This window comes from Pseudomonas reidholzensis (assembly GCF_900536025.1).
GTDB classification, from domain to species: Bacteria; Pseudomonadota; Gammaproteobacteria; order Pseudomonadales; family Pseudomonadaceae; genus Aquipseudomonas; species Aquipseudomonas reidholzensis.
In genome coordinates this window covers 16,594-28,373 of sequence record NZ_UNOZ01000023.1, presented here as the reverse complement: position 1 = coordinate 28,373, position 11,780 = coordinate 16,594, and the positions used below count along the sequence as shown (strand labels likewise).

General features: G+C 65.4%; 11 protein-coding genes and 1 riboswitch. Of the genes, 9 read left to right on the top strand and 2 right to left on the bottom strand.

Going from position 1 to position 11,780, the window contains the following annotated elements:
- Positions 1–621: 621 nt before the first annotated feature.
- Positions 622–1,647, bottom strand: a complete 1,026-nt coding sequence (locus CCOS865_RS16465) for an IS110 family RNA-guided transposase (RefSeq protein ID WP_119139278.1) — start codon at positions 1,645–1,647, stop codon at positions 622–624.
- Positions 1,648–1,966: 319 nt separating this feature from the next.
- Here CCOS865_RS16465 and hda point away from each other — a divergent pair, with 319 nt between their 5' ends.
- From hda to CCOS865_RS16450, 3 genes are all read left to right on the top strand, one after another.
- A complete protein-coding gene (gene hda / locus CCOS865_RS16460) occupies positions 1,967–2,671 on the top strand; it encodes a DnaA regulatory inactivator Hda (protein ID WP_119142702.1) in 705 nt (234 codons plus the stop codon).
- Between the two features lie 127 nt (positions 2,672–2,798).
- Positions 2,799–3,437, top strand: a complete 639-nt coding sequence (locus tag CCOS865_RS16455; RefSeq protein ID WP_119142700.1) for a C40 family peptidase — start codon at positions 2,799–2,801, stop codon at positions 3,435–3,437.
- A gap of 134 nt (positions 3,438–3,571) precedes the next feature.
- Positions 3,572–4,108, top strand: a complete 537-nt coding sequence (locus CCOS865_RS16450; RefSeq protein ID WP_119142698.1) for a C40 family peptidase — start codon at positions 3,572–3,574, stop codon at positions 4,106–4,108.
- Positions 4,109–4,144: 36 nt separating this feature from the next.
- On the opposite strand, the gene CCOS865_RS16445 is transcribed toward CCOS865_RS16450, so the two are convergent.
- On the bottom strand, positions 4,145–5,461 hold the full coding sequence (locus CCOS865_RS16445; RefSeq protein WP_119142696.1) for a PQQ-dependent sugar dehydrogenase: 1,317 nt from the start codon (positions 5,459–5,461) through the stop codon (positions 4,145–4,147).
- 100 nt (positions 5,462–5,561) lie between these two features.
- Positions 5,562–5,767, top strand: a riboswitch (cobalamin riboswitch).
- Between the two features lie 121 nt (positions 5,768–5,888).
- On the opposite strand from CCOS865_RS16445, the gene cobO reads away from it, so the two are divergent.
- The 6 genes from cobO to CCOS865_RS16415 are packed head-to-tail and all read left to right on the top strand — an operon-like array spanning position 5,889 to position 11,780.
- Positions 5,889–6,500, top strand: a complete 612-nt coding sequence (gene cobO / locus CCOS865_RS16440; RefSeq protein WP_119142694.1) for a cob(I)yrinic acid a,c-diamide adenosyltransferase — start codon at positions 5,889–5,891, stop codon at positions 6,498–6,500.
- On the top strand, positions 6,497–7,792 hold the full coding sequence (locus CCOS865_RS16435) for a cobyrinic acid a,c-diamide synthase CobB (protein WP_119142692.1): 1,296 nt from the start codon (positions 6,497–6,499) through the stop codon (positions 7,790–7,792). The genes cobO and CCOS865_RS16435 overlap by 4 nt, the downstream gene beginning before the upstream one ends.
- Positions 7,789–8,439 (top strand): 5,6-dimethylbenzimidazole synthase, encoded by a 651-nt coding sequence (gene bluB / locus CCOS865_RS16430; RefSeq protein WP_119142690.1) that lies wholly within the window; start codon positions 7,789–7,791, stop codon positions 8,437–8,439. The genes CCOS865_RS16435 and bluB overlap by 4 nt, the downstream gene beginning before the upstream one ends.
- Complete coding sequence (gene cbiB, locus CCOS865_RS16425) at positions 8,436–9,344, top strand: adenosylcobinamide-phosphate synthase CbiB (protein ID WP_119142688.1); 909 nt, start codon at positions 8,436–8,438, stop codon at positions 9,342–9,344. Before bluB ends, cbiB begins: the two co-directional genes overlap by 4 nt.
- Positions 9,337–10,329, top strand: coding sequence for a threonine-phosphate decarboxylase CobD (gene cobD, locus CCOS865_RS16420; RefSeq protein WP_119142686.1), 993 nt, complete (start codon positions 9,337–9,339; stop codon positions 10,327–10,329). The genes cbiB and cobD overlap by 8 nt, the downstream gene beginning before the upstream one ends.
- Positions 10,326–11,780, top strand: a complete 1,455-nt coding sequence (locus CCOS865_RS16415) for a cobyric acid synthase (protein WP_119142684.1) — start codon at positions 10,326–10,328, stop codon at positions 11,778–11,780. Before cobD ends, CCOS865_RS16415 begins: the two co-directional genes overlap by 4 nt.

The window sequence follows — 11,780 nt, the reverse complement described above, 5'->3', positions numbered from 1 at the left end:
GCGCCGACCTGTAGGAGCGGGCTTGCCCGCGATGGCCGGAAGGTCAATGCAAATTCTGGCGCTGCCGCGCTGTACCGCCCTTATAAACAAGCGAGAGCGCAGCGACTCGCCAGCCGTTGCCCTGGCCCTTGATCTGGCCCTTGATCTGGCTTGTGATCTTGATCTACTGCGACTTCAGGAGGCCGAACGGAGGTCTTGCGAAGCGAGGTGACGGCCAGGAAGGCCGGCAAGGGCTGCGGGCCAGGAAGGCCCGTACAGCCCGGTCCTCGCGGGAGCAAGGCCGGAGTGAGGGAACCCGTAGCGCAGCGAAGGGCCGTATGTAGGAGCAAGCGGTTTTTGGTTACTTTTTTCCAAGAAAAATCTATGGTCACCCCATTTTTTGCAATACTGATTAACGGATGAAATGGGTGGCTTGCTTAAATCTATCCGGCGTCTATTGGGCTCTAATCCCGCGCCACGATGAGTATTCGCACCTGACGATCCTAAAAAAGTGAGCGGCTTCTGTGAGCCAAATTTTCTTCCAGGATCACCGTCAGGCCGATCGGCCGTTTATTTCATCTGTTGTCAGCTATCGCAAAACCTGGTGGTAAAACACTTGCAAAACGGTGCTGTACTGCGGGGTCAGGCGTTGGTGACGTCTGGCTCCGCTTCATATTGCGTGTGCCGAGTGGTGATTGCCCACGCGATACGTGCGAGTTTGTTGGCCAACGCACAGGCCACCACATTGGAGTGTCGCCGCATTGACAGCGACCTCACCCATTCGGCCAAGGGACCTTTTTGGTGCTCCAGGCGCAGCATGTACACCCGGGCGCATTGCACCAACAAGCGCCGTAGATTCTTGTCGCCGCGCTTGCTGATTCCTAGCAGGTTGGGCTTGCCGCCGGTACTGAACTGTTTGGGTACCAAACCGACGGATGCCGCAAAATCCCGACTACAGCTGTATTGCTGACCGTCGCCCATCTGTACGGCCAGCAGGCTGGCGGTGATCGGGCCAACACACGGGATGCTCAACAAACGGCTTCCGAGATCATCGTCAGCCAGCTGGCTTTCCAGCTCCTTGTCCAACACCTTGATTTGCTCTTCCAGATAGACGAAATGGTCGTGCTGGCGCTGCAGCAAAGCGATGAGGCGCACAGGCAGGTCGTGTTCCTCAAGGATCGAGGCTAGCCGTTTGACGACTGCCAGCCCGGTCGGCAGGCTGATGCCGAACTCGAGCAAGAATCCATGCATCTGGTTCACCGTCTTGGTGCGGTCGCGGATCAGCGATTCACGAATCCGGTGTGAGACTGAAAGCGTCTGCTGCTCCACAGTCTTGGCCGCGACGAAACGCATCGTTGGCCGAGAAGCGGCTTCGCAGATCGCTTGAGCGTCGACAAAATCGTTCTTGTTACTTTTGACGAAAGGTCGCACGAACTGAGGGGAAATCAGCTTGGCATCGTGCCCCGCAGCTTTCAGTTCACGCGCCAGGTAATGCGCTCCAGCGCAGGCTTCCATCACCACGGTGCATACCGGATGGTTGGAGAAAAAGCGCATTAATTGCTGTCGTGAGCACTTCTTGCGTAGCACTTCCCGGCCGGACCTATCCTGAGCATGCAGGTGGAAGGTGTGCTTGCCGATGTCGATGCCGACTAATGCCACTTCGCTCATGGTGATGATCTCCGGAGATAAAAACACCCTGCGCAAGCCTAGCCTGCGCAGAGTGCCGGGGTGACCATCTCATTAAGTGACCCGCCGTAAGGGCGGAAGGGGCCAGTAGCCCCACCACAGCAAACGGATAAGCTCAAAAATCGACCCGCGCCACCCCCGGCAACCCTCCCAATCATCCGTAAACAACCTTTTTTGTAGCGCAACTCATTGATTTTTCTTGGGCTATTCCGCGCGCTGATTGTGCCGCCCGCGTTGCGGGTATAGACTTTGCACACTGTTTATCAAAGGCCCCCGTGGTCCTCGCGACCGTCAGCCCAGCATGAAACCGATCCAGTTGCCCCTGGGTGTGCGTCTGCGCGATGACGCCACCTTCATCAACTACTATCCGGGCGCCAATGCCGCAGCATTGGGCTACGTCGAGCGGCTATGCGAAGCCGACGCCGGCTGGACCGAGAGCCTCATCTATTTATGGGGCAAGCAGGGTGTGGGCCGCACTCACCTGTTGCAGGCCGCCACCCAGCGTTTCCAGCAGCGCGGCGAACTGGCCGTGTACCTGCCCCTGGCGCAATTGCTCGAACGCGGTGTCGAGCTGCTCGATCACCTCGAGCAGTACGAGCTGGTGTGCATCGACGACCTGCATGTGATCGCCGGCAAGGCCGACTGGGAAGAGGCCATGTTCCACCTCTTCAACCGCCTGCGTGACAGTGGCCGGCGCCTGCTGCTGGCCGCCTCGAGCTCGCCACGCGAGCTGCCGATCAAACTCGCCGACCTCAAGTCGCGGCTGACCCTGGCGCTGATTTTCCAGATGCGTGGCCTGTCCGATGAAGACAAGCTGCGTGCCCTGCAGCTGCGCGCCTCACGCCGCGGCCTGCACCTGACCGACGAGGTCGGGCACTTCATCCTCACCCGCGGTGCGCGCAGCATGAGTGCGCTGTTTGACCTGCTCGAGCGACTCGACCAGGCCTCCCTGCAGGCCCAGCGCAAGCTGACCATCCCGTTTCTGAAGGAAACGCTCGGCTGGTAAGTGACTGAAAACACCGGCCCAGAGCGGTAAAACGGAAAAGTCACATATTCTTCGATAAAATTTGCAAATGGCCATGATAGAGGGCATAGTTTCCCTCTTCTAAAGGATTAAAGACACGGTCGTGCCCATGCTAAAGCGCTTCGCACCCCTCGTGCCACTCGCACTCGTGACCCTGCTTTTTGGCTGCGCGGCTCATGGCCCGGTTTCCCAGCCCCAGGATCACCCCCAGGTCGCCGCTCACACTGCGGTCGTGGCCAAACCTTCGGCTTCTTCGGTTTTTGATGAAGAGTCGCTGGCCAGCGAAGAAGACCTGAACACCTTCTCCAGCAACAGCAAGCCCTACCAGCTGCCTGTCCTTGCCGACAGCATCCTGGAGCGTGGCATGGCGTTGATCGGCACCCGCTACCGTTTCGGCGGCACCTCTGAGCAGTCCGGTTTCGACTGCAGCGGTTTCATCGGCTATCTGTTCCGCGAAGAGGCTGGCATGAACCTGCCACGCTCGACCCGCGAAATGATCAACGTCGATGCACCGAAAGTGGCGCGCAACAAGCTCAAACCGGGCGACCTGCTGTTCTTCAGCACCAACGGCCGCGGCCGGGTCAGCCATGCTGGCATCTACCTGGGTGACAACCAGTTCATCCACTCCAGCAGCCGCCGCAGCGGTGGTGTGCGCATCGACAACCTCGGTGATCGCTACTGGAGCAAGACCTTTATCGAGGCCAAGCGCGCCCTGGCCATGGCGCCGACCACGATCTCGCGTAACTGATAGCTAATTGCTATATTCGCACACGGCGGCGAGCTGAAAAGCTCGCCGCCGTGTGCGTTTACAGAAACCGTCTAATCTAAATTCTCAACGCTTTTCGGCTGTGGCCGATCGCTCTCTGACAGGAAGTTCTGGCCATGGTGACAGTCGCGCGCTTGGCAATGCTTTCCCTGGTGGCCTTGCTGGCTGCCTGCTCCAGCCGTGCGCCGGCTCCGGCGCCGGTTGTTCAGCCAAAAATCACTTTCAATCAACCGGTTACTTCGTCGCCTGCGGCGGAGGATGTGTTGTTCCGGGCCATTGGGCTGGTGGGCACGCCGTACCGCTGGGGCGGTAATACACCGGACTCCGGGTTTGATTGCAGTGGCCTGATTGGCTATGTGTACCGGGATGCCGCGGGCATCAGCCTGCCACGCTCGACGCGCGAGATGATCGGCATGCGCGCGCCGAATGTGGATGCCAATGCCCTGCAGTCTGGGGATCTGGTGTTCTTTGCGACCAGCGGTGCTGGGCAGGTCAGCCATGCCGGGATCTACGTGGGCGAGGGGCGTTTCGTCCATGCGCCGCGTACCGGCGGCACGGTAAGGCTGGATTACCTGTCCAACAGCTACTGGGCCAAGGCTTACCTGCAGGCCAAGCGCATCCTGCCCGCTGGGCACCTGGCGCAGAATCCTTGAGCAGGTGGGGCCGCAAGGCGGCCCCCTGATCTGCTATCAGCGCGCCTTGCTCACCCGCCAGATCATATTGCCGACATCGTCCGCCACCAACACGCCGTCACGCCCGTCGTTGATCACGCCCACCGGCCGGCCCATCGCCTTGCCATCGCCATCGAGAAAACCACTGAGCAGGTCCACCGGCTTGCCTGCGGGTTTACCGGCAGCATCGAAGGGCACGAAGACCACTTTGTAGCCACTGTGCGGCTTGCGGTTCCACGAGCCGTGCTGGCCGATCAAGGCACCGCGCTCGAACGGTGCGGGCAACACACCCGGCTCGGCGAAGGTCAGCCCAAGCGAGGCGGTGTGCGGCCCCACGGCATAGTCGGGGACCAGCGCGCTGGCGACCTTTTGCGCATCCTGCGGCGTGACCCGGCTGTCCACATGCTGCCCGTAGTAGCTGTAGGGCCAGCCATAGAAGCCGCCATCCTTGACCGAGGTGATGTAGTCGGGCACCAGGTCGCTGCCGATCTCATCGCGCTCGTTGACCGCCGTCCACAGCGCCCCGGACTGCGGCTCCCAGGCCAGGCCATTGGGGTTGCGCAGGCCTGAGGCAAACAGGCGGTGCTGGCCGCTGGCCGGGTCGACCTGCCAGATCGCCGCGCGGCCCTGCTCCTGGTCCATGCCGTTTTCGCCGACGTTGCTGTTGGAGCCCACCGTCACATAGAGCTTTGAGCCGTCGGGGCTGGCGATGACGTTCTTGGTCCAGTGATGGTTGAGCGTGCCGCCCGGCAAGTCGACGACCTTCTGGCCCTGCTCGCGGATCTGCAGCGCGCCCGGTTCATAGTGAAAGCGCAGCAGCCGGTCGGTGTCGGCCACGTAGAAGTCCTTGCCGACCAGGGCCATGCCGAACGGCGAATTGAGCCCTTCGATAAAGGTGCTGCGGGTCTCGGCGACCCCATCATGGTCGGCGTCGCGCAGCAGGGTGATCCGGTTGGCGCTGGGCACGCCGGCACCCGCGCGGGCCATGGCCTTGTTCATGAACCAGCCGCGTACGCCCTTGCCATCGTCGGGCTTGGGCGGGGCGTTGGTTTCCGCCACCAGCACATCGCCATTGGGCAACACATAGAGCCAGCGCGGATGGTCGAGCTTGTCGGCGAACGCCACCACCTGGGTGCCAGCGGCGGCAATCGGCTTGCCACCCTGTGGCCAACCGATTGCCGGGGCGACGTTGACGGTCGGGATCAGGGTCTTGTTCGGCTCCGGCAGTCGTGGCGCTGGGCCGAAGCCATCACTGACACCCAGGCTGGCGGTTTCGCCGCAGCCACCGAGGCCGGCGACCAGCACCAGCGCAACCGCAGTTCTCGTCCTGTTCATGCTCGGGATTCTCGTGAGAGGGGCCTTGAAGTTAAGAGCGGCTGAGGTTCAGCGAGGTTCAGTGCCTTGTTTAATTGACGCTCCGAGCCCAACCCTCTAACCTTCGCGACGTGTTTCAGGTGCCCTGCGGACGATGCTCTGGCGGGGTGAAACTGGGAAGCCGGTGACATTCCGGCGCTGCCCCCGCAACGGTAGGTGAGTCAAGGCCGCGCACGGCCACTGGATCGTTCGATCCGGGAAGGCGCGCAGCCATCGGGCCCAGCCCCGCTCACGAGCCCGGAGACCGGCCTGTTACTGCCAACGGCATCACGGAGGGTGATGCACAGTTCACTGTGGCCTGCGCCACGGCGCCTGCGCGTTCTCCGTTTGCCTGCCTATCGATCTGTCGCCGCCCACTGCGCGCGCAGGCAACCTGCGGAGAACCCTGATGAGCGAAACCCCCGAACGCGACGAACGCCACCTGGCGCGCATGCAGCGCAAGAAGGCGGTGATCGACGAGCGCATCGCCAATTCCCCCAACGAGTGCGGCTTGCTGCTGGTGCTCACCGGCAACGGCAAGGGCAAGAGCAGCTCGGCCTTCGGCATGCTCGCGCGCGCCCTCGGCCATGGCATGCAGTGCGGTGTGGTGCAGTTCATCAAGGGCCGCAACAGCACCGGCGAAGAGCTGTTTTTCCGGCGCTTCCCCGAGCAGGTGCGCTACCACGTGATGGGCGAGGGCTTTACCTGGGAAACCCAGGACCGCCAACGCGACATCGCCGCGGCTGAAGCAGCCTGGGACGTGTCGCGGCAACTGCTGCAGGACCCGTCGATCCAGTTCGTCGTCCTCGATGAGCTGAACATCGCCCTCAAGCACGGCTACCTCGACCTCGACCAGGTGCTCACCGACCTGCAGGCGCGCCCGCCGATGCAGCACGTCATCGTCACCGGCCGTGGCGCCAAGGAGCAGATGATCGAGCTGGCCGACACCGTGACCGAGATGGGCGTGCTCAAGCACGCCTTCCAGGCCGGTATCCGCGCGCAGAAGGGCGTGGAATTATGAGTGAGCCCCGCCAGTGTCCGGCGGTGCTGATCGCAGCACCGGCATCCGGCCAGGGCAAGACCACGGTCACCGCCGCCCTGGCCCGCCTGCACCGCAACCTCGGGCGTAAGGTCCGGGTGTTCAAGTGCGGCCCGGACTTTCTCGACCCGATGATCCTCGAGCGTGCCAGCGGCCACCCGGTGTACCAGCTCGACCTGTGGATGATCGGCGCCGATGAAAGCCGTCGGCTGCTCTGGGAAGCGGCCGCCGAGGCCGACCTGATCCTCATCGAAGGGGTCATGGGGCTGTTCGATGGCACGCCGTCGAGCGCCGACCTGGCGCGGCATTTCGGCGTGCCGGTGCTGGCGGTGATCGATGGCACGGCCATGGCCCAGACCTTTGGCGCGCTGGCCCTGGGCTTGGCGCGCTACCAGGCCGACATGCCGTTTGCCGGAGTGCTGGCCAACCGCGTGGGCAGCCTGCGCCATGCGCAGCTGCTCGAAGGCAGCCTCACCGAAGGCCTGCGCTGGTACGGCGGGTTGTCGCGCGAGCGCGGCATCGAGTTGCCCAGCCGCCACCTCGGGCTGGTCCAGGCCAGCGAGCTGAATGACCTCGATGTGCGCCTGGACGCCGCCGCCGAGGCGCTCGGCTCGAGCTGCGATGCAGCGCTGCCGCCGCCTGTCACCTTCGCCGCGCCCGAGCCGGTGCCCGTGACACGTTCGCTGGCCGGCGTGCGCATCGGCGTCGCCCAGGACGAAGCCTTTGCCTTCACCTATGGCGCCAACCTTGAGCTGCTGCGTGCCATGGGCGCCGAGCTGGCGGTGTTCTCGCCGCTGCACGACCGTGAGATGCCGGCGGTGGACAGCCTGTACCTGCCCGGTGGCTATCCAGAGCTGCACCACCATGCCTTGGCGGCCAACGCACCGATGCTCGAAGCGATCCGCGCCCATCATGCCCAGGGCAAGCCGCTGCTGGCCGAGTGTGGCGGCATGCTCTACCTGCTCGATGCGCTGACCGACGTTGCCGGCGAGCGCGCGCCCTTGCTCGGCCTGCTGCCGGGCGAAGCGGTGATGCAGAAGCGCCTGGCGGCCCTTGCCCTGCAAGCGGTAGAGCTGCCGGAAGGCACCTTGCGCGGCCACACCTATCACCATTCGTTGACCAGCACCGCGCTCGAACCCATCGCCCGCGGGCTGAGCCCCAATGGCGGGCGTGGCAACGAGGCGGTCTATCGCCTGGGACGGCTGACCGCCTCCTACGTGCACTTCTATTTCCCGTCCAACCCTGATGCGGCGGCGGCGCTGCTGCGACCATGAACGAACACGCTTTCAGCACGGCCGAGCGCGATGCACTGTACCGGGCCATCGGTGAGCGCCGCGACATGCGCCACTTTGCCGGTGGCGAAGTGGCCCCGGAGCTGCTCACACGCCTGCTCGGCGCCGCCCACCAGGCCCCCAGCGTTGGGCTGATGCAACCCTGGCGCTTCATCCGCATCAGCCAGCGTGAACTGCGCGGGCGCATCCAGGCGCTGGTCGAGGAGGAGCGGGTGCGCACGGCCGAAGCCCTCGGCGAGCGCTCCGATGAATTCATGAAACTCAAGGTCGAAGGCATCAACGACTGCGCCGAGGTACTGGTCGCCGCGCTGATGGACAACCGCGAGCCGCACATCTTCGGCCGCCGTACCCTGCCGGAAATGGACCTTGCCTCGCTTGCCTGCGCGATCCAGAACCTCTGGCTGGCGGCGCGTGCCGAGGGCCTGGGGATGGGCTGGGTGTCGCTGTTCGACCCGCAGGCGCTGGGCCAGCTGCTGGGCATGCCGGCCGGCGCCAAACCGGTCGCGGTGCTCTGCCTGGGGCCGGTCGAGGCGTTCTACCCCGCGCCGATGCTGGTCATGCAGGACTGGGCCGAACAACGGCCTTTGAGCGACATGCTCTACGACAACCAATGGGGGGAGCAGCCATGAGCGTGGCCCTGCTGACCGTGGCCGGCGTCGCCCTCGACGCCTTGCTTGGCGAGCCGCAACGGCGCCATCCGCTGGTGGCCTTCGGCAACCTGGCCAAGCGCCTCGAGCAACGGCTCAATGCCGGTGGCCGAGGCTGGCGCAGCCATGGCGTCAGTGCCTGGTTCCTGGCCGTGGTGCCGCTGACCCTGCTGGCGCTGATCCTCTCCTGGTTGCCGTACATCGGCTGGATCGTCGACGTGCTGGCGCTGTATTGCGCGCTGGGCCTGCGCAGCCTGGGCGAACATGTGCTGCCGGTGGCCGAGGCCTTGCGCCGTGGTGACCTGACCGAGGCACGGCGGCGTGTGGGGTATCTGGTCAGCCGCGAGACCCGCGAGCTGGACGAGCCCGCCGTGGCCCGCGCGGCCACCGAGTCGGTGCTGGAAAACGGCAGCGACGCGGTGTTTGCCGCGCTGTTCTGGTTCATCGTCGCTGGCGCGCCGGGCGTGGTGCTGTACCGCCTGAGCAATACCCTGGACGCCATGTGGGGTTATCGCAACGAACGCTTCGAGCGGTTCGGCTGGGCCGCCGCGCGCATCGATGACGTGCTCAACTATGTGCCCGCCAGGCTGGTGGCGCTGACCTACGCGCTGCTCGGCAAGACCCGCCTGGCCCTGGCCTGCTGGCGCAATCAGGCGCCGCTGTGGGACAGCCCCAACGCCGGCCCGGTGATGGCCGCGGGCGCCGGTGCGCTGGGCGTCGAGCTGGGTGGGCCGGCGGTCTACCATGGCGAGCTGCACGAGCGCCCGCGCCTGGGCGAGGGGCCGATGGCCGACGCCGAAGCCATCGAGCGTGGCTGGAGCCTGGTGCAGCGCGGCGTGTGGCTGTGGTTGCTGGTGATCTGCCTGGGAGGCTATCTCTATGCTTGAACACGGAGGCCGCCTGCAACGCGCCGTGCGCCACTACGGGATCGCCCGCGAGCAGTGGCTCGACCTGTCCAGTGGCATTGCCCCCTGGCCGTACGCGATCCCGCCGATCCCGCTGGACGCCTGGGCGCGTCTGCCAGAGACCGAGGACGGCCTGGAACAGGCCGCGCGCGCTTACTACGGCGCTGCCCAGCTGTTGCCAGTGGCCGGCTCGCAAGCCGCGATCCAGGCCTTGCCGCACCTGCGTGCTGGCGGTCGGGTAGGGGTGCTTGCGCCGTGCTATGCCGAGCACCCGTACGCCTGGCAGCGCGCCGGGCACTCACTGGTCGAATTGGCTGACGAGCAGGTCGAGCAGGCCCTCGACACACTGGATGTGCTGTTGCTGGTCAACCCCAACAACCCCACCGGCCGCACCCTACCGCGTGCACGCCTGCTCGACTGGCATGCGCGCCTCGCTGCTCGCGGCGCGTGGCTGGTGGTGGATGAAGCGTTCATGGACAACACCCCGCAGCACAGCGTGGTCGACTGCGCCGAGCGGCCCGGGCTGATCGTGTTGCGCTCGTTCGGCAAGTTCTTCGGCCTGGCCGGTGTCCGCCTCGGCTTCGTCATGGCCGAACAGACCTTGCTGCAGCGCCTGGCCGAGCTGCTCGGCCCGTGGACCGTGCCCGGCCCGACCCGGGTACTTGGCCAGGCCTGCCTGGCCGATGCCGCGGCGCATGCGGCGCAGATCGCCCGCTGCCAGCAGGCCAGCCAGCGTCTGGCCGAGTTGCTCGGGCAAACCGGCCTGGACCCTACCGGCGGCTGCGACCTGTTCCAGTACGTACGCGGCGAGCAGGCGGCCCGCCTGCATGAATTTCTCGCCCGACGGGGCATTCTCGTGCGCCTGTTCGAGCATCCGCAGGCGCTGCGCTTCGGCCTGCCGGCCACGCCGGTGGACGAGCAGCGGCTGCGGCACGCGCTGGCTGACTATCAGAAGGAATCGGCATGACCACCCTCATGGTGCAAGGCACCACTTCCGATGCCGGCAAGAGCACGCTGGTGACTGCCCTGTGCCGCTGGCTGTTGCGCCAGGGCGTCGGCGTGGTGCCGTTCAAGCCGCAGAACATGGCGCTGAACAGCGCCGTGACCGCCGACGGCGGCGAGATCGGCCGCGCCCAGGCGGTGCAGGCCCAGGCCTGCCGGCTGGCGCCGCACACCGACATGAACCCGGTGCTGCTCAAGCCCAACAGTGACACCGGCGCCCAGGTGATCATCCACGGCCGTGCGGTGACCAGCATGAATGCCGTGGCCTACCACGACTACAAGGCCATCGCCATGCAGGCCGTGCTGGCCTCGCACCAGCGCCTGCAGGCGGCCTATCCGGTGGTGATGGTGGAGGGCGCCGGCTCGCCGGCGGAGATCAACCTGCGCGCCGGTGACATCGCCAACATGGGCTTTGCCGAGGCGGTCGACTGCCCGGTGATCCTGGTCGCTGATATCAACCGCGGCGGCGTCTTCGCCCACCTGGTCGGCACCCTCGAGCTGCTCTCGCCCAGCGAGCAGGCGCGGGTCAAGGGCTTCGTCATCAACCGCTTCCGTGGCGACATCGCCCTGCTGCAGCCCGGCCTCGACTGGCTCGAACAGCGCACCAGCAAACCCGTGCTCGGCGTGCTGCCGTATGTCACCGACCTGCACCTGGAGGCCGAGGACGCCATCGATGCGCGCCAGCCGGCCAAGGCCGAGCGGGTGCTCAAGGTGATCGTGCCGGTACTGCCACGCATCAGCAACCACACCGACTTCGACCCCTTGCGCCTGCACCCGCAGGTCGACTTGCAGTTCATTGGCCCAGGGCAACCGATCCCGCCGGCCGACCTGATCATCCTGCCCGGCTCGAAGAGCGTGCGCGCCGACCTCGCGCAACTGCGCGAGCGTGGCTGGGGCACGGCGATCGAGCGTCACCTGCGCTATGGCGGCAAGCTCATCGGCATCTGCGGCGGGCTGCAGATGCTCGGCCGCGAAGTGCGAGATCCGCTGGGGCTCGAGGGCCCGGCCGGGACCAGCCCCGGCCTTGGCCTGCTCGACTACGTGACTGAGCTCGAGGCCGAAAAACAGCTGCGCAATGTTTCCGGCACCCTACAGCTGGAGCAGTCGGCGGTCAGCGGGTATGAAATCCATGCCGGTGTGACCCGTGGCCCGGCGCTGGAGCAACCCGCCGTGCAACTCGCCGATGGCCGCTGCGACGGTGCCATCAGCGCCGACGGGCAGATCCTCGCGACCTACCTGCATGGTCTGTTCGAAGGCAGCCACTCGTGCGCCGCGTTGCTGCGCTGGGCGGGCCTGGAGGCGGTGCAGAGCATCGACTACGACGCCCTGCGCGAGCGGGATATCGAGCGCCTGGCCGACCTCATCGAAAAACACCTGGACACCGCGCAGCTGCGCCAACTCTGTGGAGTCGCCTGA

Excerpts from the sequence above, each read along its gene's own strand:
- CCOS865_RS16445 (WP_119142696.1), bottom strand. The coding sequence starts at position 5,461 with ATGAACAGGACGAGAACTGCGGTTGCGCTGGTGCTGGTCGCCGGCCTC.
- cobO (WP_119142694.1), top strand. The coding sequence starts at position 5,889 with ATGAGCGAAACCCCCGAACGCGACGAACGCCACCTGGCGCGCATGCAG.
- CCOS865_RS16450 (WP_119142698.1), top strand. The coding sequence starts at position 3,572 with ATGGTGACAGTCGCGCGCTTGGCAATGCTTTCCCTGGTGGCCTTGCTG.
- cobD (WP_119142686.1), top strand. The coding sequence starts at position 9,337 with ATGCTTGAACACGGAGGCCGCCTGCAACGCGCCGTGCGCCACTACGGG.
- hda (WP_119142702.1), top strand. The coding sequence starts at position 1,967 with ATGAAACCGATCCAGTTGCCCCTGGGTGTGCGTCTGCGCGATGACGCC.
- CCOS865_RS16435 (WP_119142692.1), top strand. The coding sequence starts at position 6,497 with ATGAGTGAGCCCCGCCAGTGTCCGGCGGTGCTGATCGCAGCACCGGCA.
- CCOS865_RS16415 (WP_119142684.1), top strand. The coding sequence starts at position 10,326 with ATGACCACCCTCATGGTGCAAGGCACCACTTCCGATGCCGGCAAGAGC.
- CCOS865_RS16455 (WP_119142700.1), top strand. The coding sequence starts at position 2,799 with ATGCTAAAGCGCTTCGCACCCCTCGTGCCACTCGCACTCGTGACCCTG.
- CCOS865_RS16465 (WP_119139278.1), bottom strand. The coding sequence starts at position 1,647 with ATGAGCGAAGTGGCATTAGTCGGCATCGACATCGGCAAGCACACCTTC.
- bluB (WP_119142690.1), top strand. The coding sequence starts at position 7,789 with ATGAACGAACACGCTTTCAGCACGGCCGAGCGCGATGCACTGTACCGG.
- cbiB (WP_119142688.1), top strand. The coding sequence starts at position 8,436 with ATGAGCGTGGCCCTGCTGACCGTGGCCGGCGTCGCCCTCGACGCCTTG.